Annotated in this window: 21 protein-coding genes; 14 read left to right on the forward strand and 7 right to left on the reverse strand. The window is 31.6% G+C overall.

What is annotated here, in order from left to right; genetic code table 11:
- Window positions 1–7: 7 nt before the first annotated feature.
- The 6 genes from ftsH (at window position 8) to LOS89_RS09220 (ending at window position 5,159) form a co-directional block, all read left to right on the forward strand.
- A complete protein-coding gene (ftsH, locus tag LOS89_RS09195) occupies window positions 8–1,927 on the forward strand; it encodes an ATP-dependent zinc metalloprotease FtsH (RefSeq protein WP_231834976.1) in 1,920 nt (639 codons plus the stop codon).
- Between the two features lie 106 nt (window positions 1,928–2,033).
- Window positions 2,034–2,639, forward strand: coding sequence for an LUD domain-containing protein (locus LOS89_RS09200; protein ID WP_231834977.1), 606 nt, complete (start codon window positions 2,034–2,036; stop codon window positions 2,637–2,639).
- A complete protein-coding gene (locus LOS89_RS09205; protein ID WP_231834978.1) occupies window positions 2,639–3,445 on the forward strand; it encodes a phosphatidate cytidylyltransferase in 807 nt (268 codons plus the stop codon). Before LOS89_RS09200 ends, LOS89_RS09205 begins: the two co-directional genes overlap by 1 nt.
- Entirely contained in the window at window positions 3,435–4,088 is a 654-nt protein-coding gene (locus tag LOS89_RS09210; protein WP_231834979.1) for a phosphatidylserine decarboxylase family protein, read from the forward strand. The genes LOS89_RS09205 and LOS89_RS09210 overlap by 11 nt, the downstream gene beginning before the upstream one ends.
- Before the next feature lie 3 nt (window positions 4,089–4,091).
- Window positions 4,092–4,373, forward strand: coding sequence for an acyl-CoA-binding protein (locus LOS89_RS09215; RefSeq protein ID WP_231834980.1), 282 nt, complete (start codon window positions 4,092–4,094; stop codon window positions 4,371–4,373).
- A 12-nt stretch (window positions 4,374–4,385) separates the two neighbouring features.
- Window positions 4,386–5,159, forward strand: a complete 774-nt coding sequence (locus LOS89_RS09220) for a superoxide dismutase (protein WP_309508543.1) — start codon at window positions 4,386–4,388, stop codon at window positions 5,157–5,159.
- A 373-nt stretch (window positions 5,160–5,532) separates the two neighbouring features.
- Here LOS89_RS09220 and carB read toward each other — a convergent pair whose 3' ends face one another.
- Window positions 5,533–8,388: a carbamoyl-phosphate synthase large subunit gene (gene carB / locus LOS89_RS09225; protein WP_231834981.1), complete on the reverse strand. Its 2,856-nt coding sequence runs from the start codon at window positions 8,386–8,388 to the stop codon at window positions 5,533–5,535.
- A gap of 169 nt (window positions 8,389–8,557) precedes the next feature.
- The gene (rpmH, locus tag LOS89_RS09230; RefSeq protein ID WP_007136275.1) at window positions 8,558–8,719 is read right to left on the reverse strand and encodes a 50S ribosomal protein L34; all 162 of its coding nucleotides are present in this window, start codon (window positions 8,717–8,719) and stop codon (window positions 8,558–8,560) included.
- 166 nt (window positions 8,720–8,885) lie between these two features.
- Here rpmH and LOS89_RS09235 point away from each other — a divergent pair, with 166 nt between their 5' ends.
- A complete protein-coding gene (locus LOS89_RS09235) occupies window positions 8,886–9,401 on the forward strand; it encodes a DUF2892 domain-containing protein (protein ID WP_231834982.1) in 516 nt (171 codons plus the stop codon).
- Between the two features lie 596 nt (window positions 9,402–9,997).
- Here the strand turns inward: LOS89_RS09235 and LOS89_RS09240 are convergent.
- Window positions 9,998–10,891 (reverse strand): lytic transglycosylase domain-containing protein, encoded by an 894-nt coding sequence (locus tag LOS89_RS09240; protein WP_231837059.1) that lies wholly within the window; start codon window positions 10,889–10,891, stop codon window positions 9,998–10,000.
- A 7-nt stretch (window positions 10,892–10,898) separates the two neighbouring features.
- A complete protein-coding gene (locus LOS89_RS09245) occupies window positions 10,899–11,558 on the reverse strand; it encodes an alpha/beta hydrolase family protein (protein ID WP_231834983.1) in 660 nt (219 codons plus the stop codon).
- A gap of 52 nt (window positions 11,559–11,610) precedes the next feature.
- Here LOS89_RS09245 and LOS89_RS09250 point away from each other — a divergent pair, with 52 nt between their 5' ends.
- Window positions 11,611–11,892: a GNAT family N-acetyltransferase gene (locus tag LOS89_RS09250; protein ID WP_231834984.1), complete on the forward strand. Its 282-nt coding sequence runs from the start codon at window positions 11,611–11,613 to the stop codon at window positions 11,890–11,892.
- Between the two features lie 33 nt (window positions 11,893–11,925).
- Here the strand turns inward: LOS89_RS09250 and mtaB are convergent, their stop codons facing one another.
- On the reverse strand, window positions 11,926–13,254 hold the full coding sequence (gene mtaB / locus LOS89_RS09255; protein ID WP_231834985.1) for a tRNA (N(6)-L-threonylcarbamoyladenosine(37)-C(2))-methylthiotransferase MtaB: 1,329 nt from the start codon (window positions 13,252–13,254) through the stop codon (window positions 11,926–11,928).
- Between the two features lie 152 nt (window positions 13,255–13,406).
- Between mtaB and LOS89_RS09260 the strand changes: the two genes are divergently transcribed.
- On the forward strand, window positions 13,407–13,709 hold the full coding sequence (locus LOS89_RS09260; RefSeq protein WP_231834986.1) for a hypothetical protein: 303 nt from the start codon (window positions 13,407–13,409) through the stop codon (window positions 13,707–13,709).
- Here the strand turns inward: LOS89_RS09260 and LOS89_RS09265 are convergent, their stop codons facing one another.
- Together LOS89_RS09265 and LOS89_RS09270 are read right to left on the reverse strand one after the other, a co-directional pair.
- Complete coding sequence (locus LOS89_RS09265; RefSeq protein ID WP_231834987.1) at window positions 13,710–14,885, reverse strand: GlmU family protein; 1,176 nt, start codon at window positions 14,883–14,885, stop codon at window positions 13,710–13,712.
- 120 nt (window positions 14,886–15,005) lie between these two features.
- Complete coding sequence (locus LOS89_RS09270) at window positions 15,006–15,257, reverse strand: type B 50S ribosomal protein L31 (RefSeq protein ID WP_169523122.1); 252 nt, start codon at window positions 15,255–15,257, stop codon at window positions 15,006–15,008.
- Window positions 15,258–15,484: 227 nt separating this feature from the next.
- Here LOS89_RS09270 and LOS89_RS09275 point away from each other — a divergent pair, with 227 nt between their 5' ends.
- From LOS89_RS09275 to LOS89_RS09295, 5 genes are all read left to right on the forward strand, one after another.
- Window positions 15,485–16,012, forward strand: coding sequence for a DUF4199 domain-containing protein (locus LOS89_RS09275; RefSeq protein WP_231834988.1), 528 nt, complete (start codon window positions 15,485–15,487; stop codon window positions 16,010–16,012).
- Window positions 16,013–16,015: 3 nt separating this feature from the next.
- Window positions 16,016–16,957 (forward strand): glycosyltransferase family 2 protein, encoded by a 942-nt coding sequence (locus tag LOS89_RS09280; RefSeq protein ID WP_231834989.1) that lies wholly within the window; start codon window positions 16,016–16,018, stop codon window positions 16,955–16,957.
- A 36-nt stretch (window positions 16,958–16,993) separates the two neighbouring features.
- Window positions 16,994–18,721, forward strand: a complete 1,728-nt coding sequence (locus LOS89_RS09285; RefSeq protein WP_231834990.1) for a phospho-sugar mutase — start codon at window positions 16,994–16,996, stop codon at window positions 18,719–18,721.
- The gene (locus LOS89_RS09290) at window positions 18,722–20,569 is read left to right on the forward strand and encodes an ABC transporter ATP-binding protein (RefSeq protein ID WP_231834991.1); all 1,848 of its coding nucleotides are present in this window, start codon (window positions 18,722–18,724) and stop codon (window positions 20,567–20,569) included. It abuts the gene before it with no gap.
- Window positions 20,570–20,716: 147 nt separating this feature from the next.
- Complete coding sequence (locus LOS89_RS09295; RefSeq protein WP_231834992.1) at window positions 20,717–21,418, forward strand: hypothetical protein; 702 nt, start codon at window positions 20,717–20,719, stop codon at window positions 21,416–21,418.
- Window positions 21,419–21,780 lie beyond the last annotated feature (362 nt).

The following is a 21,780-nucleotide window of genomic DNA, read 5'->3' on the forward strand; positions in this document are numbered from 1 at the left end:
ATTTCTTATGGCACAAAATAATAATTCTAACTTTAAGTTTAGTCCATGGATGAGTATTGTACTTGTCCTAACTATTTTTTTTACAATAAGTTTATTTACAAAAGGAATTGATTTAAGCAATCCTGCGCCAACAACAATTTCAAGATTTTATCAATTTTTAGATAAAAACCAAGTAGAAAAAGTAGTTTTCACGAATAATAAAGCTACAGTATTTCTTAAAAAATCGGCTTTGACTGACAAAGTTCATGATAAAGTAAAAAATGATGTTTTAGGAAAACCAAATACAAAAGGACCGCACTATTTCTTTGAAATTGGTGATTTAAAAACGTTCCAAGAAAATTTACAAAAAGCGGCTAAAGAAGGCAAATTAACTGACTACGAAAAAGAGCCAGAAAGCATGTGGGGTGAAGTAATTTCAATGCTTTTACCTATTGTTTTATTAGTTGGACTTTGGATCTTCATGATGAGAAGAATGTCAGGTGGTTCTGGTGGTGGCGGAGGTCAAATTTTTAGCATTGGAAAATCAAAAGCTAAATTATTTGACGAAAAGAATGATACCAGAGTAACTTTTGAAAACGTTGCTGGATTAGAAGGTGCAAAAGAAGAAATTCAAGAAATTGTGGAATTCCTTAAAAATCCTGAAAAATATACATCAATTGGAGGTAAAATCCCAAAAGGCGCTTTATTAGTTGGACCTCCAGGAACAGGAAAAACATTATTAGCTAAAGCTGTTGCTGGTGAAGCTAGAGTTCCTTTCTTCTCTTTATCAGGTTCTGATTTTGTGGAAATGTTTGTTGGAGTTGGAGCTTCTCGTGTTAGAGATTTATTCAAACAAGCGAAAGAAAAATCACCTGCAATTATTTTTATAGACGAAATTGACGCTGTAGGTAGAGCGCGTGGTAAAAACAACATGACTGGAGCCAATGACGAAAGAGAAAACACGTTAAACCAGTTATTAACAGAAATGGATGGTTTTGGTACTAATTCAAATGTTATTGTATTAGCTGCAACAAACCGTGCTGATGTATTAGACAAAGCATTACTTCGTGCTGGACGTTTTGACAGACAGATTTATGTAGATTTACCGGACATTAGAGAGCGTAAAGAAATTTTTGAAGTACACTTAAAACCTTTGAAAAAATCAGAGGAATTAGATACTGAATTCTTAGCAAAACAAACACCTGGATTCTCAGGAGCTGATATTGCAAATGTTTGTAACGAAGCTGCTTTAATTGCCGCTCGTAAAGATAAAAAAGCAGTAGACAAACAAGATTTCTTAGATGCTGTTGATAGAATTGTTGGTGGTTTAGAAAAGAAAAATAAAATTGTTACTCCGGCAGAAAAACGTGCAATTGCAATTCACGAAGCTGGACACGCAACTGTAAGTTGGATGTTGGAACATGCTGCACCACTTGTAAAAGTTACAATTGTTCCTCGCGGACAAAGTTTAGGAGCTGCTTGGTATTTACCTGAAGAGCGTTTAATTGTTCGTCCTGATCAAATGTTAGACGAAATGTGTGCTACTATGGGAGGAAGAGCTGCTGAAAAAGTAATTTTTGACGAAATTTCAACAGGTGCATTAAGTGATTTAGAAAAAGTAACTCGCCAAGCAAGAGCTATGGTTACGATTTATGGATTGAATGATAAGCTAGGAAATATTACTTATTACGATTCTACAGGTCAATCGGATTACAATTTCTCTAAGCCATATTCTGAAGAAACAGCTAAAGTTATCGATACTGAAATTTCAAAATTAATTGAAGAGCAATACCAAAGAGCAATTCATATTTTGGAAACTAATAAAGATAAACTTATTCAATTAGCTGATATTCTGATTGAAAAAGAAGTAATTTTCAAAGATGATTTAGAAACAATTTTTGGAAAAAGATTCTTTGAAAAAGAAGGCGAAATTCCTGTTACAGAATAAGGACTTATCAACAAAAATATATTAATAAAAAACTTAGTTCCTTATTGAAAGAACTAAGTTTTTTTTTATCTTTGATTTTCACACTATAAAAAGCGACGAAAGATACATGAGTCTTTTTAGAAAAATTTTTGGCAGCCTAGGAGAAGAAGAGGATAACGACAAAAAACAAGAAATTAAAAGTCCTTATACTCCCGATATTACTTTGCCTATAGACGAACAATTCACTTTCAATTTTAAAAATAATGGAGGAAAGTTTATCTATTGTGAAAACTTAGATGAAATCGCCGAAAATTTCGAAAATATATTAGCCGAAAACGATTGGTTCGAATGCAATGCTCATTGCTATAATTCGAGATTATTACATCTTTTAGACGAAAACAAATTAACTTACAACAATGCTTCACCAGCAGTATTTTTTCTTTCTTCTTGCGAAAATTTAATTGCAGATGAAGGTTCTATATTGTTTTCATCAAACCAATTCAAACACTACAAACCAAATGAATTACCAACTAATATGGTAATTTTTGCAACTACCAGTCAAATTGTGAATAGTAAGAGTGATGGCTTGAGGCGAATTAAGAACATGCACGAAAAAAACTATCCTTCTAATATTACAACCATAAAATATTTTGAAGAAGTTAAGGAACAAGATTTTTTACATTACGGAAGTTGTCATAAAAACCTTTACCTACTTCTTTTAGAGGACTTATAATGAACGAAACGCTAAAAAGAGCATTATCTGGAGCCGTTTATGTAATTTTATTATTAGGCTGTATTTCTTATTCTAGAGAGGGTTTAGCAATTCTTTTTGGCGCTTTTCTGATTATTGGAGTATACGAGTTTTGCAAAATGTGCGGACTAAATTACTTTATTAGTATTCCATTAGCAGGAGGTTCTTATTTTTATTTATGGAATAAAAATTCGGATCTAAACACAAATACTGCACTTACAGCAATTGCTATTATAATTTCGATAAAACTCCTACTCTATCTTTTTAATCACAACAAAACCCATTTTAAAACCTATACACGTTATTTCTTGTTGTTTGGATATATCATTCTTCCATTCATATTAGCAAATTACGTAGCTATGGGAGTAAAAGGATACAATCCTAAAATTCTTATTTCAGTTATTATACTTATTTGGACAAACGATACATTTGCATATTTAGTTGGTAAAAATTTAGGAAAGAACAAACTTTTTCCAAGTGTTTCTCCAAAAAAGACAATTGAAGGATTTATCGGCGGAATCGTGTTTACCATTATTGGTGGAGCACTTTTAGCACATTTTTACATCATGACATCAAATCTTTACATTTGGATTATCATTGCTTCTATTGTTAGCATTTTCAGCACATTAGGCGATTTAATCGAATCCAAATTAAAGCGAGTTGCCGGAATTAAAGACACCGGAAATATCATGCCAGGTCATGGTGGTATTTTAGATCGACTAGATAGTATTATATTTGTAATTCCATTTATTAACTTATTTTATTTAATTTTATATTATGTTTCATAAAGAAGGTTCAAAAATCATTTTCATTACACTGCTTTTAGTAGTTGCAATTATTTTCTTAACCGACACTTTTGTATCTGTAAGTTGGTTACAAACAATTTTATACCTATTTGCATTAGTAATATTAGTTTTGGTTTTACAATTCTTTAGAAACCCAAAACGAGTTGCAGATAATAGCGATAATCACATCTTAGCCCCAGTTGATGGTAAAGTAGTAGTTATTGAAGAAGTTTACGAACCTGAGTATTTTAAAGATAAACGTTTAATGGTTTCTATTTTCATGTCCCCTATAAACGTTCATGTTACAAGATATTGTGTAAATGGAATTGTAAAATACAGCAAATATCACCCAGGAAAATATTTAGTAGCTTGGCATCCAAAAGCAAGTGAAGAAAACGAAAGAACTACTGTTGTTATTAACAATCGTATCTATGGTGAAATTTTATACCGTCAAATTGCAGGTGCTCTTGCAAGACGTATTGTAAACTATGCCGAAGAAGGAATGCGAGTTGTTCAAGGTAAAGATGCAGGTTTCATTAAATTTGGTTCTAGAGTAGATATTTATTTACCATTAGGAACAGAAGTAAATGTAAAATTAGGCGATAAAGCTATAGGAAATAAAACCATTATTAGTAAAAAAGCATAAAGCATGAGCGAAAAGGATTTAAATACTTTATTTGACGAAGCATTTGCTAATGCACAATTGATTCCTCAAGAATCAGTGCCACAGGATATGCAATTAATATTGTATGGTTTGTACAAACAAGCAACTTCCGAAACGTCAAACCCTTTATTATTTCAAAATCCTCAAGACCTTAGAAACGCTTTCAAATTAAATGCTTGGATGCAGGTAAAACACATCAAGCCTGAAGAAGCAAAAAAAGAATACATTAAAATCATCAATCAATTACTGAAAGAGCGTAATTTATAATTTACATTACAAATGAAAAAGTCATTGTTATGGATCGCTTGTGTATCGTTAATGATGACAAGCTGTAAGAAAGAAAATCAGTTAGAAGAAGTAAAAATTCCAGATCCTGAAGTTGAAACTAAAATTTCTGCATTAGGAAATCCAGCCGATGTAAAAGTTACCGAAGGTGGCATTTTTCAAATGCGTGGATTAAAATACGCTTACGATGATTTAGAACCGCATATCGATGGCAGAACAATGGAAATTCATTATTCAAAACATCATTTGGGTTACGCAAACAAATTAAACAAAGCTGTAATTGGAACCGATTTAGAATTAAAAACGGTTGAAGATATTCTTAAAAACCTTGATACCAATAACAAAGAAATCAGAAATAATGCTGGTGGCTACTACAACCACAATCTTTTCTTTGAAATTTTAAATCCAAAAGGAGGCGGAAATCCAACAGGCGCTTTAGCAGAAGCCATCACTGCAGAACTAGGTTCTTTTGACAACTTACAAAAACAACTAACCGATGCCGCTTCAGGACAATTTGGAAGTGGTTGGGCTTGGCTTGTAGTAACAAGAGATGGAAAATTAGCCATTACAAGTACTGCTAACCAGGATAATCCTTTAATGCCAAACGCAGAAGTAAGAGGAACCCCTATTTTAGCTATAGACGTTTGGGAACACGCTTACTATTTACATTATCAAAACAAGCGTAATGAATATTTAACTGCTATTTTCAATGTGATTGATTGGAATGTAGTAAATGCTAAATACGAAACTGCTATTAGCAAGATTTAAATTCTAACAAAAATTGATAATAACAAAGTCTAACAGATGTTAGACTTTTTTTGTAACTACTCAAAAGAGAATCGAAATTTTAACACAAACTGCAGAAAAACTACAGCAACACCTAAATTTATTTAAATTAATTTTGAACTATACGAATTAAAAGTTCTAGTAAACTATATTCCTTCTTATATTATAGTTTAATTTATCGTTGGTGAAAATATTTAAGGGGTTAAAAATTTCACTAACTAATTTAAGCGATGATTAATCCATTTCATTGTTTAAATTAAACAACTTGATTTGTTAATTTGGGTGTATAATTTTATCGAGTTGTAAAAAAAATCCCAATCTTACGATTGGGATTTTTTATTTTTTATTTAACCAATTACTTCGTTAAATACATTTTTCTTCTAGAATATAAATCATAGAATTGATCATCTTTTAAATCATCAATAAACAAAATACTTTCACCTGTTGATTTCATTTCAGGACCTAAAGCTTTATTTACATTTTTGAATTTGCTAAATGAAAATACTGGTTGTTTAATTGCATATCCTTTTAATTGTGGATTGAAATCAAAATCAGTAACTTTATTATGACCTAACATTACTTTAGTAGCATAGTTCACATAAGGCTCTCCATACGCTTTTGCAATAAATGGCACGGTACGAGATGCTCTTGGATTTGCTTCGATGATATAAACCGTATCGTCTTTAATCGCAAACTGAATGTTAATTAAACCTACCGTTTTAAGAGCAACCGCAATTTTCTTAGTGTGGTCTTTTATTTGTTGCATTACAAATTCTCCTAAGTTGAAAGGTGGTAATGTTGCATTACTATCTCCAGAGTGAACTCCACATGGCTCAATGTGTTCCATAATACCAATGATGTAAACATTTCCATCAGCATCACAAATTGCATCTGCTTCTGCTTCGATAGCACCATCTAGGTAGTGGTCTAATAATAATTTATTATTTGGTATATGTTTTAAAATCTCTATAACGTGTTCTTCTAATTCTTGTTTGTTGATGACAATTTTCATGCCTTGACCTCCTAATACATAAGATGGTCTAACTAAAAGTGGAAAATCTAATGAGTCAGCTAATTTTACAGCTTCTTCAGCATTTTCAGCTACTCCAAACCTTGGAAAAGGAATATTTAATTCGGTTAACAATTCTGAGAATCTTCCTCTATCTTCTGCTAAATCTAAAGCATCAAAAGAAGTTCCGATGATTTTGATTCCATATTTTGCTAATTTTTCCGCTAACTTTAATGCTGTTTGTCCACCCAACTGAACAATTACGCCTTCTGGCTTTTCATGTTGGATAATATCATAAATATGCTCCCAGAAAACAGGTTCGAAATATAATTTATCAGCTGTATCAAAATCTGTAGAAACTGTTTCAGGATTACAGTTAATCATGATAGTTTCATAACCGCATTCTTTTGCAGCTAATACTCCGTGAACACAAGAGTAATCAAACTCAATTCCTTGTCCAATTCTATTTGGTCCAGAACCTAATACAACTACTTTTTTCTTATCAGTTACGATACTTTCGTTAGCAACATATCTAGTTCCATCTGCTTTTTCAATTTCTGCTTCAAAAGTAGAGTAGAAATAAGGTGTTACTGCTTTAAACTCTGCAGCACAAGTATCTACTAATTTATAAACACGTTGAATATTCATCTTATCGCGCAAAGCATGAACTTGACTTTCAAGACATCCTAACATGTGTGCAATTTGACGATCTCCGTATCCTTTTTGTTTTGCTTCTAAAAGCAATTCTTTTGGAAGTGTATCTAAAGTGAATTTAGAAATCTCTTTTTCTAATAAGAATAATTCCTCGTATTGTTTCAAGAACCACATGTCGATTTTTGTGATTTCATGAATTCTACTTAATGGAATTCCCATAGCAATAGCATCATAAATTACGAATACTCTATCCCAACTTGCATAAGTAAGTTTTTCGATAATTTGCTCGTAATTTTTATAACCTTTACCATCAGCTCCTAAACCGTTACGCTTAATTTCTAATGATTGAGTAGCTTTATGTAACGCTTCTTGGAACGAACGTCCAATTCCCATTACTTCACCTACCGATTTCATTTGAAGACCTAAAGTTCTATCAGAACCTTCAAATTTATCAAAATTCCAACGTGGTATTTTTACGATTACATAATCTAATGTAGGCTCAAATAAAGCTGAAGTAGATTTTGTAATTTGGTTTTGCAATTCATCTAAGTTGTATCCTAAAGCTAATTTTGTAGCAATTTTTGCAATTGGATAACCTGTTGCTTTTGATGCTAATGCAGAAGAACGCGATACACGAGGATTGATTTCGATTGCAACAATATCTTCTTTATCATCTGGAGAAACAGCAAACTGAACATTACAACCTCCAGCAAAATTTCCGATAGAACGCATCATTAAGATGGCCATATCACGCATTTTTTGGAACGTTGTATCAGACAATGTCATAGCCGGCGCTACAGTGATACTATCTCCAGTATGAATTCCCATTGGATCCATGTTCTCGATAGTACAAATAATTACTACATTGTCATTTTTATCTCTAAGTAACTCTAATTCATATTCTTTCCATCCTAAAAGTGCTTTATCGATAAGTACTTCGTGAATTGGAGACATTTCTAAACCATACGTTAGTTTTTCGTCAAATTCTTCTTTAGTATGCACGAAAGCAGCCCCTGTTCCTCCTAAAGTAAATGAAGGACGGATTACTAATGGAAACCCAAACTCTTGAGCGATTTCTTTTCCCTTTAAGAAAGAGTTGGCAATTTTAGCAGGTGCAGCTCCTACTCCTAAATCTTGTAAAAGCTTTTTAAATTGATCTCTATCTTCTGTAATATTAATGGCATTTACATCAACACCAATCATTTTTACATTAAAATCTTTCCAAATTCCTTTTTCATCAGCTTCTAAACATAAATTTAATGCTGTTTGACCACCCATTGTTGGTAAAACCGAATCAATTTGCGGATGCGCTTTAAGGATTTCAATAATTGATTTTGTTGTTAATGGTTTTAAATAAACATGATCAGCCATCGAAGGGTCTGTCATAATAGTTGCCGGATTTGAGTTAATTAAGATAACTTCAATTCCTTCTTCTCTTAATGAACGGGCTGATTGAGAACCTGCGTAGTCGAATTCGCAAGCTTGACCGATAACGATTGGTCCAGATCCAATAATTAAAACCGATTTGATAGTTGTGTCTTTAGGCATTGTATGTTGTTTTGTGTTGTTGTATTTGTAGTCTTGTTGGGTATAAAATTACTAAGTTTGAGGCATTTGAGATTCAATTACGACAAAAACTTATTCTTATTTTATAAACAGTTTAAAAAAAAGCCGTTACTAATAAAAGTAACGGCTGATATATTGTTTAAGCTAAACATTATTTTTTGTGTCTTGGTTCGCAAGAAACAGTTAATTTGTGTCTACCTTTAGCTCTTCTACGAGCAAGCACTTTTCTTCCATTAGCAGAAGCCATTCTATCCATGAAACCGTGCTTATTTCTTCTTTTTCTTTTTGATGGTTGAAACGTTCTCTTACTCATTGTAGTATCTTTTAAAATCTATAAATAAAAATCTTTTTTAAACTCATAGGTTCCCTTTCTTGAAAACCGAGTGCAAATATACAAAGACTTTTTTCATTCGCAAGCACTTTTTTAAAAATATTTTTAATTGATTTTATTACCTTTGCACACAACTAAAAAATACAATATGTTTCACAAAAATATCAAATTAGTTTTAGCTGCATTAATTATAGCTTTCGGAATTTATCAATTTACTGAAAACAACATAGGAAATGGTATATTCTTATTATTGTTTTCTACTATTTTCATTTTCTTATATTTTAAAAACGAGTTTATTTTATTGGCTTTCTTAAAATTAAGAAAACAAGATTTTCCTGGAGCACAAAAATGGTTATCACATATTAAGAACCCAGAAGCAGCTTTAGTAACTAAACAACAAGGTTATTTTAACTACTTACACGGATTAATGGTTTCTCAAACTAATTTAAACGAAGCTGAGCGTTATTTTAAGAAAGCAATTTCATTAGGTTTATCTATGGATCAAGATTTAGCTTTAGCAAAATTACAGTTAGCCGGAATTGCCATGACTAAAAGAAGAAAAATGGAAGCTACTTCATTATTAAATGAAGCTAAAAAACTTGACAAACAAAATATGCTTAAAGATCAGATAAAAATGATGAAAGAGCAAATGAAAAAAATGTAACTCAATCATTTTATAATTTAAAAAAGCACCTATAAAGGTGCTTTTATTGTTAATAATCGAATTATTTTTTTGTTGAACGAGTTTTTTACAATTAAACAATTCATTTTCATAGCTTTACCAATGTAAAAATGAATGCAAATTCCCCTAAGAATAAATTACCCACTATAATTTTTATGAGAAAAATTTCTTTATAAAAGATGCAAAGGGGGGAAATTCCATCTTAAAAACGAAATAACAAATAAACATGAATAAAATTAAAAATTATAGTGGTTTTTTTAAAACAAAAACGACAAAAACACAAAAGCCATACAATTAAAAATGCTTTAAGATTTCAACGCTTTTATATATAAGAGAATCGCACACTCGTTGGTCTAAAAAAAGAAGTTAAGTAAAGATTTTAAAAACTTCATCTCTCAATTGTATGGCTTTTTAACGTATAAACCAATAGTTTAAAAAGCTTTGAAAAACAAAACATAAGATTTCCATACAGAAAAACACCCTTTTGAGTCGCTTAAATTCTACTCTACATTCTCAAAACCTATTGATTTTCTGTATGGTTTTTTACTTCCTAAAAAGCAAATCAACTTCTTTTATTCTTATTGTTTGCTATATCCAGCCGTTGGGATTTCGATTTCGTATTTTTTTCCAGAAGTAACTGTAAGCTTTTTATCACGCAACCACGGATTGTGAATCTTTAATATTTTATAATTCACTCCTTGTGTTTTTGCAAATTTGGCCAAATCAGTTATTGACGTATCTACAACAATCTTACGGGTAGGAATACTATAATACAAAGCCTCATTTGGAATACTAAAACCATATTTATCTGATTGCGACATAATTTCTTTTAATGCCAAAATTCGGAACACATAACGAGATGTTTCTTCAGTAAGTAATAAATCGTAGTAATTGTCTACTCCTTGCTCATCCATTTTTCTAGAAATTCCACCCATTCCGCCATTATAAGATGCCGCAGCCAATGTCCAAGAACCAAATTTTTCTTTAGCTACTAGTAAATATTTACAAGCCGCTTCAGTAGATTTTTCTAAATTATATCTTTCATCAACCTCATCGCTAACCTCCATTCCTTTTTCTTTTGCTGTTGCTGGCATAAATTGCCAAACACCTCTTGCACCTGCTGGAGAAACCGCATTAACCAAACTACTTTCAATTACAGCTAAATATTTAAAATCATCTGGAACACCATATTTTTTTAAAATTGGTTCAATAACCGGAAAAACTTTATTTGCTCGCTTGATAACTAAAGTTGTATTTGTATGATAATTCATATTCGTTATCATTTCTTTATCCAAACGTTCCTGAACATCCGCCATAAAAGTAGGCACTTCTTCCCCTGCAAAATCCATTTTCAGATTATACCCTATTGGAGCATATTTTGTTTTATCTGAAACTACTCCATAAATAAAAAAACTTCCCAAAGCTGCCATTAAAAGAACTACAGCAACTTTTCTTGTCATTAACTTTTTCATCATTTCTTTACTTTAAAATTATTTTTGGTAAATTTTCATTTAACCATTTAAACTTATTAATTATCATTATATGAGTTCCTCCTTTAAGAACAATACAATCTTTAATATTCTTTATCGGAAAAACCTCATCTGCATCTCCATGTATATGAACTACAGAATCATTGATTTTATTTTGTTTCCAACACAAAATAGTTTCTATTGCCCAATCTAAATATTTTTTATCTCTAACCGATAAGTATTTTTCGTACAATTTCAATCGTTTGGCTACAATATTATCTCCAAATGCATATTTAGCCAATTTTTCAATATCCGATAATAATTGAGTTGGAATTAATTTATACGCTTTTGTTGTTTTGGCTACTTTAAATCGTTGTGGAAATTCGACGTTTGACTTTACACTTGAAATAATTATAACCTTACTTACACTTATTTGTTTTGCAATTTCTTGAACTAAAACTCCTCCAAAAGAAACTCCAACCAAAACCGGATTTTCATGCTGAATTTTTTCAGTCATTCGCAACGCATAACTTTCTATACTTTCCTTATCATTGGGCAAAAACCATTCCAAAAAATGCATTTCAAATTGGTCTTCTGGTAATTTAATATTCTCAAAAATTGCAGGACTTGCTGCCAAACCAGGCATAAAATAAACTGGAATCTTACTCATTACCATTATTTTAAAAAAGTTTCGTAAATTTGCACCTTAATTGAAAGGCATCATGGAAATCAAAGATAATGAACTTTTAAGACAATTTGAAATTATGACAGAAACTGGCTTGGTTGCTATCGAGTATTCTGTTCAAGAACGAAAACTGTTTTTAACCAAATTTTGCAACAACAATAACGAAGATGAAGAATTGCATAATGAGTTTATTAAAACAGTGTTAGAATTAGCAGAAGAACGAAAACTAAAAGTAGTACCTACGCATTCCAAATTCGTAAGTTTCTTTAGAAAAAACAGAAGATTTCAGGAAATGTTACCTCCTGGTATCAAAATATAAACAATAAAAAATCCCGAGTAAATCGGGATTTTTTTATGCTTCTACGTTTATAAATTCCATTCTTACACTACCATCTTCATCAATTTTTGTTAATTGGATATCGTGTAATGTATTTACTAATTCCGGATTCCAAGGTGTTTTTACTTTTACATAATTTTCGGTAAAACCATGAATGTAACCTTCTTTATTTTCTCCTTCAAACAAAACCGTTCTATTAGTTCCTATTTGACTTTCATAAAAAGCTCTTCTCTTCTTAACCGAAAGTCCACGAAGCATTTTACTTCTTTTTGAACGCACATTCGCAGGAACAACTCCTTCCATTTCAGCAGCTTCTGTATTATCACGCTCCGAATAGGTAAAAACGTGTAAATAAGAAATATCCAAATCATTTAAAAAATGATACGTTTCTAAGAAATGTTCGTCTGTTTCACCAGGAAAACCTACAATAACATCAACACCAATACAAGCGTGAGGCATTACTTCTCTTATTTTATTCACACGATCAACATACAATTCACGCAAATAACGACGCTTCATTTTTTTCAAAATATCGTTTGAACCCGATTGTAATGGAATATGAAAATGTGGCACAAACGCTCTTGATTTTGAAACCAACTCTATAGTTTCATTCTTTAGTAAATTTGGCTCTATTGAAGAAATTCTCAAACGCTCAATTCCTTCAACTTTATCCAATTCGGTAACCAAATCTAGAAAAGTATGTTCATGTTTTTTATTTCCAAACTCTCCTTTTCCGTAATCACCAATATTTACTCCTGTTAATACAATTTCTTTAATTCCTTTTGCAGAAATTTCTTTAGCATTTTTTAAAACACCTTCCATTGTATCACTACGAGAAATACCACGAGCTAAAGGAATGGTGCAATACGTACATTTATAATCGCAACCATCTTGCACTTTTAAAAAGGCACGGGTTCTATCACCAATAGAATAACTTCCTACGTAAAAATCTGCTTCTTCAATTTCACATGAATGTACTTCACCCATATCGTTTTTAGACAAGTCGTTGATGTAATCTGTGATTTTGAATTTTTCTGTAGCTCCTAAAACTAAATCTACTCCATCAACAGCAGCTAATTCTTCTGGTTTTAGTTGCGCATAACAACCCACAGCAGCAACAAAAGCTTTATCATTTAGCTTCATTGCCTTTTTTACAATCTGTTTGAATTGTTTATCGGCATTATCAGTAACCGAACAAGTATTGATTACATAAATGTCTGCAATTTCTTCGAAATCAACACGCTCAAAACCTTCATTTTGAAAATCACGTGCAATAGTAGACGTTTCTGAGAAGTTCAATTTGCATCCTAAAGTGTAGAATGCGACTTTTTTCTTGTTTTCCATAAGTAAAGCTCAATTAATGAAATCGTTGTCAAAAAATTGAGTGTGCAAAGATAATGCTAATGTGTCAATTAGGCAATACAACAATTGGTCAATTATTTTAATTGATTTGTAACTTTTTTTTAAACTGCCCGTACAATTAATAAAATAAAATTATGATGGGAGGCGGTGGCTCCATGATGGGAGCTATAATAAGTTTGAAAAATAATTTAGCTTTAAGAAACAAAGCTAAACGTTCAGAATGGAAAAACTATTTGGGAACTAAAGATGAAGTTGGTTACGACCCTATTAAATCTACTCCTGAACAATTGGAAGCTATTCGCATTCGCATGCAGTTAGAAAACAAAAAAAGAAAGAAACACCAAATTCTATTAGCGTTTCTTTCTTTAATAGCTGCTATACTAATAATTTATCTAGTAAGTAATTTACATTGGGTAGGAATCCAGCCTGATTTTTAATTACTCTTTTCTATATTTTTTAGTCTCTTCAAAAACGTGTTCTAAAATCTTAGCATCTTGTTCTGTAAATTCTACATGACGGCGACTCATTACAATTTTAGCAGTTTCAAAAGCTTTTTTAGTAATATAAGTTGTGAATCCTGAAGCTCCACCCCATGAAAAACTTGGAACAAAATTTCTAGGGAATCCACTTCCGAAAATATTAGTAGAAACACCCACTACTGTTCCTGTATTGAACATGGTATTAATGCCACATTTACTGTGATCGCCCATCATTAATCCACAGAATTGTAAACCTGTACGAGCAAAACCTTCTGTTTCATAACTCCACAAACGCACCTCTTCGTAGTTGTTTTTTAAGTTTGAATTATTAGAATCGGCACCAATGTTACACCATTCTCCTAAAACAGAATTTCCTAAAAATCCGTCATGCCCTTTATTAGAATAACCAAATAAAACCGAGTTATTTACTTCGCCACCAATACGACAATGCGGCCCTACTGTTGTAGCTCCATAAACTTTAGTTGACAATTTTACTTGTGCTTCTTCACACAAAGCAAATGGTCCACGAATAACTGAACCTTCCATAATTTCGGAATTCTTACCGATGTAAATTGGTCCAGTTGATGCATTTAAAGTCACAAACTCTAACTTTGCTCCTTCTTCAATAAATATATTTTCAGGTGCAATTACATTTACACTTTTTGGAATTGGTTGAGAGAATCTATCTTCCGTTAACAATTCAAAATCTTCTCTTATTGCGGCATCATTTTTAGCAAAAATATCCCAAGTGTTTTCAATCCTAAGCACATCACCTTCGTATTCAATCAGTTCATACTCATCAAAATCGATATCTTCTTGAGTGTCATGCGTATGAAAAGCGATAATTTCCTCTCCATAAAGAATGGCTTCTTTCGGATTCAAATTTTGAACCATGTCAACTAAAATAGGATTTGGTAAAAAAGAAGCATTAATCATAATGTTTTCTTCCATTTCAACCATTGGATATTTCTCCATTAAATACTCTTCAGTTAAAGTTGTTGTGGTATATCCCAAGTATTTTTCCCATTTTTCGCGAATGGTTAAAATTCCAATGCGAATATCTGCAACAGGACGAGTGAATGTGAATGGAAGTAATGCATTGCGAATAGTTCCATCAAAAAGTATGTAGTTCATTTTGTAGAATTGTTAGTGTGATAAATTGTTTGAAACAATACTCAAAAGTAGGAAGATTTGAGCAATAAAAAAAGCCTCACAAAATGTAAGGCTTTATTCTTATTTATAAAAAGCAAAAAATTATTTTGCTTTTTTAGCGTATTTGCTGTTGAATTTATCGATACGACCAGCAGTATCAATAAGTTTAGATTTACCTGTATAGAAAGGGTGAGAAGTTCTAGAAATCTCCATTTTATACACTGGATATTCAACACCTTCGTGTGTAATAGTTTCTTTAGTTTCAACTGTTGATTTAGTAATAAAAACATCCTCGTTTGACATGTCTTTGAATGCTACTAATCTGTAATTTTCTGGGTGAATACCTTTTTTCATTTTGTAAATCTTTTATTAAGCGATTATAACTTATTTCGCGGCTCTACTTTAGCAGAGGTGTAAACAACTTATAACCTTTTGGTTTATAAACATTTTATTTTGAGAGTGCAAAATTACATTTATTTTTTAATCTAACAATGTTTGTGTAACTTTTTTTTATTTTTTAACTCTAATAGTACAACGATTAGAATTCTTATATTTGTAAATTATTTAAACCAAAACAAACTATGAACGAAATTATCAAAAAAAACGGAATTAAATTTGGAGTAATCAGTGGCTTATTTAGTGTTTTTTATGTATTAATATTATACATTATTGATTACAAACTATTCATTAACATTTGGTTAGGACTAGCAATTTTATTAGGCTTTTTAGCAATTGGTATTTTTCAGTTATCAGAATTAAGAAAAAACTTAGGAGGCTTCATGACTTTTAAAGAAGGTTTTAGCGGTTATTTTGTGGCTGCTCTTATCGGAATATTAATTTCTACTACTTTTTCAATTGTTTTATTTAATGTTATTGATACAGAAACAAGAGATTTAATACATGATGCATTAATTACGTTCCAAGTAGAAAATCTTCAAAAGTGGAATGTTCCTTCTTCTGAAATAAAGAAAGTAGTTGAAGGTATGAAAGAAAATCCACAATTTTCTACAACTGGTCTATTGTATGGAGTTTTAAAATCATTATTAGGATCTATTATTTTTGGATTAATCTTAGCTGCAATTTTCAAAAAAAACAAACCTGTATTCTAAATAATGAATTTATCCATAGTTATCCCATTACTTAACGAACAAGAATCGTTACCAGAATTACACAACTGGATTGTAAAAGTCATGCAATCTAACAACTATTCGTATGAAATCCTTTTTATAGATGATGGTAGTACCGATAGTTCTTGGGAAGTAATTTCTAATTTATCGAAAGAAAATCCAAATGTAAAAGGAATTCGTTTTTTAAGAAATTACGGAAAATCGCAAGCTTTACATGCCGGATTTGCAAAAGCACAAGGTGATGTTGTTATTACTATGGATGCCGATTTACAAGATAGTCCAGACGAAATTCCAGAATTGTATCATTTAATTATGAACGACAATTTTGACTTAATTTCGGGTTGGAAGAAAAAACGTTACGATTCGGTTGTGGCGAAAAATATTCCGTCAAAATTATTCAATTGGGCCGCTCGAAAAACTTCTGGTGTTAAACTAAACGATTTCAATTGCGGATTAAAAGCGTATAAAAATATCGTAATTAAAAATATTGAAGTTTCTGGCGAAATGCATCGTTATATTCCGGTTTTGGCAAAAAATGCTGGATTTGGAAAAATTGGTGAAAAAGTAGTTATTCATCAAGCAAGAAAGTATGGAAGTTCTAAATTTGGAATGAGCCGTTTCATCAATGGGTTTTTGGATTTAATTACAATTTGGTTCCTTTCAACTTTTGGAAAACGACCAATGCACTTATTTGGACTATTAGGTTCTATTATGTTTGCCATCGGATTCCTTTTTGCTTTCTATTTAGGAATCGATAAATTATTCATCAACACTACCGGTCGATTGATTACCGAAAGACCTCAATTTTATTTAGCATTAACAGCAATGTTAATAGGAACACAATTGTTTTTAGCTGGATTTTTAGGAGAAATTATCCTAAGAACAAAAAACAACGAAGAACGTTACAAAATTTCAGAAGAATTATAATTTTAGAGATATTCCATATCTCAAAACAGATTGTATATGCACATCGAACAAGATATTTTAAACAAAGTAAACGAGTGGTTGACACCAACTTTTGACGAAGCTACTCAAGATGCTATTAAAGAAATGATGACTTCTGCTCCTAAAGAGCTAGAAGAATGTTTTTATAAAAACCTAGAGTTTGGAACAGGCGGAATGCGTGGTGTTATGGGTGTTGGAACAAATCGTATCAACAAATATACACTAGGTAAAAACACGCAAGGTTTATCGGATTATTTACACAAATCGTTTCCAAACGAACAATTAAAAGTGGCAATTGCTTACGATTGTCGCCACAACAGTAATACATTAGCTAAAGTGGTTGCTGATGTGTTTTCAGCAAACGGAATTAAAGTGTATTTGTTTTCGGATATGCGCCCAACTCCTGAATTATCATTTGCTGTTCGTTATTTGAATTGCCATGCAGGAATTGTTTTAACCGCTTCTCACAATCCACCAGAATACAATGGATACAAAGTATATTGGCAAGATGGAGGTCAATTAGTTCCGCCACAAGATGCAGAAATCATCAAAGTAATTGAAGATTTAAAATATAACGATATTAAATTTGAAGCTAATAACGATTTAATCCAATATATCGATACTGAAGTAGATGAAGCATTTGCAAAATCAACCGTTGAAAACGCAAGCTTTAATACGCCTTCTGATGCAAAAGCAAATTTAAAAATTGTTTATACTTCATTACACGGAACATCGATTAAAGCGATTCCAAACGTGTTAGCAAAAGCAGGTTATACTGATGTAAATATCGTTCCAGAACAAGCAGAACCTAATGGTGATTTCCCAACCGTAGTTTCTCCAAATCCAGAAGAACCAGAAGCGTTGTCAATGGCAATTGCTTTGGCAGAGAAAATTGGTGCGGATATGGTCGTAGGAACCGATCCAGATTCTGACCGTTTAGGTGTTGCGGTTCGTGATTTAGATGGAAACATCAAATTATTAAACGGAAACCAAACGATGGTTATCATGACTGCTTTCTTATTGGAACAATGGAAACGTGCTGATAAATTCAAAGGAAACGAATTCATTGGCTCAACTATAGTTTCTACTCCAATGATGTTGGAATTGGCTTCTGCTTATGATGTAGAATGCAAGGTTGGATTAACAGGTTTTAAATGGATTGCAAAATTCATTAAAGATTTTCCAAATCAGAAATTTATTGGAGGTGGTGAAGAAAGTTTTGGTTATATGGTTGGAGATGCTGTTCGTGATAAAGACGCAGTTGCTGCTATCTTATTAGTAAGTGAAATCGCGGCACAAGCAAAAGCTTCTGGAAGTTCGTTATATCAAGAATTATTGAATTTATATGTTGATTTTGGTTTCTATAAAGAACATTTAATTTCGATTACCAAAAAAGGAATTGAAGGTGCGAATGAAATCAAGCAAATGATGATTGATTTACGCGAAAATCCTATGAAAGAAATCAACGGACAACGTGTGATTTGCATTGAGGATTATCAAGCTTCTAAAGGAAAAGACTTCATGAATAATGAAGAATTTGATATTTTAATTCCAAAATCAAATGTTTTAATTTACTATTTGGAAGACGGAAGTAAAATCTGTGCAAGACCAAGTGGTACAGAGCCAAAAATAAAATTCTACTTTAGTGTTAATGGCGTTTTAGATAATGTTGAAAATGCAAAATCAGTAGAAAAAGAATTAGATAACAAAATTGCTGGTATCATTTCGGCAATGAAATTAAACTAAATGGACGAAAATTTAAAGAAAATAATTCCGTTTGCACTGAAGTATAAGAAAGACATTGTAATGAATGTTTTTTACAATATTCTTTACGCACTTTTTAGTACACTATCTTTTATTGCACTAATACCAATGTTAGATGTATTATTTAAAGATGCTGAAAAAATAACCGAAGAACCAAAACTTGAGTCTATTTGGGAAATTGCAAAATATGGAAATGATTATTTGTACTATTACATAACAAAACTAACTAGCGAAAGTGGTGCGCAATATGCATTACTTTTAGTAGTTTCTATAATCATATCTACATTTTTACTAAAAAATCTTTTTAACTATTTAGCATTAAACCATTTAATGTTGTTAAAAAATGGCGTTCTAAAAGATTTACGCAATAAAATGTTTGACAAAATTATTAGTCTTCCAATTTCCTATTATTCTGAAAAAAGAAAAGGAGATATGATGGCTAGAATGCTTGGTGATGTTAATGAAGTAAGAAATTCATTTTTCAACATTTTAGAGTTAGTTATCAAAGAACCAATGACAATTGTCTTCACTATTGGTGCTATGATTGCTATTAGCTTTAAATTAACACTTTTTGTATTCATTTTTATCCCAATTTCCGGATTCATCATTTCTAAAATAGGTAAAAGTCTAAAAGCAAAATCAAAAAAAGCGCAAGATGAAAATGGCTATTTAATTTCGGTAGTTGAAGAAACTTTGGGCGGATTAAAAGTGGTAAAGAGTTACAATGCTGAAACTAGCTTTACAAATAAATTCAATAATTCTATTCAAAGATTATATCGTTTAACAAATAGTATCGGAAGAAAAAACAACCTTTCTTCTCCAATGAGTGAATTCATGGGAATTGTGGTTATTGCTATTTTACTTTGGTATGGTGGAAATATGGTTTTGGTAGAAACTTTTGCAGATGGTTCTCCTCTTCTAGAAGGCTCTAAATTTATAGCTTATATGGGATTAGCTTACAACATTTTAACACCTGCAAAAGCAATCTCTAAAGCTTCTTATCAAGTTAAAAGTGGTTTAGCTGCTGCCGAACGTGTTTTTGATGTATTAGAAGTAGAAAACACTATTACTGATAAAGAAAATGCAATTATAAAAACTTCTTTTGACACTTCCATCACTATTGAAAAAATCAACTTTAAATACGAAGAAGAAAACGTACTTAAAAATTTCTCACTTGAAGTTCCAAAAGGAAAAACAGTAGCATTAGTTGGGCAATCAGGTTCTGGAAAAAGTACGATTGCTAATTTATTAACGCGTTTTTACGATGTTCAAGAAGGCAGCGTGAAAATCGATGGCATTAACATAAAAGACATGACATTAGAATCGTTACGTCATTTAATGGGATTGGTTACTCAGGATTCTATTTTGTTTAATGATACAATTAAAAACAATATTCTATTAGGCAAGCAAGACGCAACCGATGAAGAAATAATTGCAGCTTTAAAAGTGGCAAATGCTTACGAATTTGTAAAAGACTTACCAAACGGAATTGAAACGAATATTGGTGATGCTGGTGGCAAACTTTCGGGTGGACAAAAACAACGTTTATCGATTGCGAGAGCCGTTTTAAAAAATCCACCGATTATGATTTTAGATGAAGCCACTTCGGCTTTGGATACCGAAAGTGAAAAATTCGTTCAAGTGGCGTTAGAAAACATGATGCAAAACCGAACGTCAATTGTAATTGCGCACCGTTTATCTACGATTCAAAAAGCAGATAAAATTGTCGTAATGCAGAAAGGTGAAATCGTAGAACAAGGAACACACGACGAATTATTAGCTTTGAATGGAACATATTCGAAGTTAGTGATGATGCAAAGTTTCGAATAAAAGTGAAGAGTTGGGAGATGGAAGTTAGGAGTTTAGCAAAATAAATTAATCTCATTTTCAAGATTTTTTAGATTATGTAAATTTCTTAAATCTGTGTTCCAAAACTTGAATTTTGAACTTGAATTTGATTTTTGAACTTAAACAATTATGTACGTAAACCATCCAAATATCACATTACCCGATGACAATGACACCGTTGTTTGGAAGTATTTGGACTTGTCTAAGTTTTTAGACATGCTGTTATCGCAACAGTTGTTTATGTCGCGTTCGGATAAGTTTGAAGATCAATACGAAGGTACATTTTCGGAACCCACTTTTGAGGAAATCAAGAAAATTGCTGCTAACAATCCGAAGTTTTTGGATTACTACAAATCGCATCGTGAGAAAGTAGTGATTAGTAGTTGGCACATCAACGAGTACGAATCGTTTGCGATGTGGCAAATTTTTACTCAAAACACAGAAGGTTTAGCCATTCAAACTACAATTGGCAGACTAAAAGAAGCCTTACAACCTGAAAGACAAACCGAACAATATATTGGTGCTGTAAATTACATCGATTACAAAAAAGAATTTATTCCGTTTGAAGATACCTTTTTCCCGTTTTTGTTTAAGCGTAAAAGTTTTCAATACGAAAGAGAAATTCGTATTATTTCAGACGTTTCAGCTAATGGAATGAAAATCGATAACGGTTTAAAAGTCGATGTTAATCTAAATCAATTAATCGAAAAAATCTACATTCACCCTAAAAGTGAAAACTGGTATAAGAATTTGGTAATTCAACTGGTTTCTAAATTAGGATTTGATTTTGAAATTGAAAAATCGGATTTAGAGAGTGATATTTTGATTTAGAATAGAACGCGGATGAAACGGATGCTTTGCAACGCAAATAAAAACTGATTTTATTATTTATGTTTTGATGTCGTCCCTACTGGACTTCTGTTCATACTTAGGATTGCTTTTACCAAAATTTCGTTCCTACGGAACTTTATATAAACACAAGTCAGCTTCAGAATTTAAAAATGCCGTTAGGCATGAAATGTTGGTAAAAATTATCAATCGTAACTAAAATCCCTTAGGGATGACATATTTTACCATTATCTTTATAAAACATTAAAAAGTAAAAAAGTAAACTCGTCTTTAAAAATTACTAAAAGTAAAAGCGAGATTAGTGTAGAAATCAAAAAAGACTTAGTAAATCCATTTTTTGAATT

It is taken from the genome of Flavobacterium channae, from assembly GCF_021172165.1.
Classification (GTDB): domain Bacteria; phylum Bacteroidota; class Bacteroidia; order Flavobacteriales; family Flavobacteriaceae; genus Flavobacterium; species Flavobacterium channae.

Excerpts from the sequence above, each read along its gene's own strand:
- ftsH (WP_231834976.1), top strand. The coding sequence starts at position 8 with ATGGCACAAAATAATAATTCTAACTTTAAGTTTAGTCCATGGATGAGT.
- LOS89_RS09200 (WP_231834977.1), top strand. The coding sequence starts at position 2,034 with ATGAGTCTTTTTAGAAAAATTTTTGGCAGCCTAGGAGAAGAAGAGGAT.
- LOS89_RS09205 (WP_231834978.1), top strand. The coding sequence starts at position 2,639 with ATGAACGAAACGCTAAAAAGAGCATTATCTGGAGCCGTTTATGTAATT.
- LOS89_RS09210 (WP_231834979.1), top strand. The coding sequence starts at position 3,435 with ATGTTTCATAAAGAAGGTTCAAAAATCATTTTCATTACACTGCTTTTA.
- LOS89_RS09215 (WP_231834980.1), top strand. The coding sequence starts at position 4,092 with ATGAGCGAAAAGGATTTAAATACTTTATTTGACGAAGCATTTGCTAAT.
- LOS89_RS09220 (WP_309508543.1), top strand. The coding sequence starts at position 4,386 with ATGAAAAAGTCATTGTTATGGATCGCTTGTGTATCGTTAATGATGACA.
- carB (WP_231834981.1), bottom strand. The coding sequence starts at position 8,388 with ATGCCTAAAGACACAACTATCAAATCGGTTTTAATTATTGGATCTGGA.
- rpmH (WP_007136275.1), bottom strand. The coding sequence starts at position 8,719 with ATGAGTAAGAGAACGTTTCAACCATCAAAAAGAAAAAGAAGAAATAAG.
- LOS89_RS09235 (WP_231834982.1), top strand. The coding sequence starts at position 8,886 with ATGTTTCACAAAAATATCAAATTAGTTTTAGCTGCATTAATTATAGCT.
- LOS89_RS09240 (WP_231837059.1), bottom strand. The coding sequence starts at position 10,891 with ATGAAAAAGTTAATGACAAGAAAAGTTGCTGTAGTTCTTTTAATGGCA.
- LOS89_RS09245 (WP_231834983.1), bottom strand. The coding sequence starts at position 11,558 with ATGAGTAAGATTCCAGTTTATTTTATGCCTGGTTTGGCAGCAAGTCCT.
- LOS89_RS09250 (WP_231834984.1), top strand. The coding sequence starts at position 11,611 with ATGGAAATCAAAGATAATGAACTTTTAAGACAATTTGAAATTATGACA.
- mtaB (WP_231834985.1), bottom strand. The coding sequence starts at position 13,254 with ATGGAAAACAAGAAAAAAGTCGCATTCTACACTTTAGGATGCAAATTG.
- LOS89_RS09260 (WP_231834986.1), top strand. The coding sequence starts at position 13,407 with ATGATGGGAGGCGGTGGCTCCATGATGGGAGCTATAATAAGTTTGAAA.
- LOS89_RS09265 (WP_231834987.1), bottom strand. The coding sequence starts at position 14,885 with ATGAACTACATACTTTTTGATGGAACTATTCGCAATGCATTACTTCCA.
- LOS89_RS09270 (WP_169523122.1), bottom strand. The coding sequence starts at position 15,257 with ATGAAAAAAGGTATTCACCCAGAAAATTACAGATTAGTAGCATTCAAA.
- LOS89_RS09275 (WP_231834988.1), top strand. The coding sequence starts at position 15,485 with ATGAACGAAATTATCAAAAAAAACGGAATTAAATTTGGAGTAATCAGT.
- LOS89_RS09280 (WP_231834989.1), top strand. The coding sequence starts at position 16,016 with ATGAATTTATCCATAGTTATCCCATTACTTAACGAACAAGAATCGTTA.
- LOS89_RS09285 (WP_231834990.1), top strand. The coding sequence starts at position 16,994 with ATGCACATCGAACAAGATATTTTAAACAAAGTAAACGAGTGGTTGACA.
- LOS89_RS09290 (WP_231834991.1), top strand. The coding sequence starts at position 18,722 with ATGGACGAAAATTTAAAGAAAATAATTCCGTTTGCACTGAAGTATAAG.
- LOS89_RS09295 (WP_231834992.1), top strand. The coding sequence starts at position 20,717 with ATGTACGTAAACCATCCAAATATCACATTACCCGATGACAATGACACC.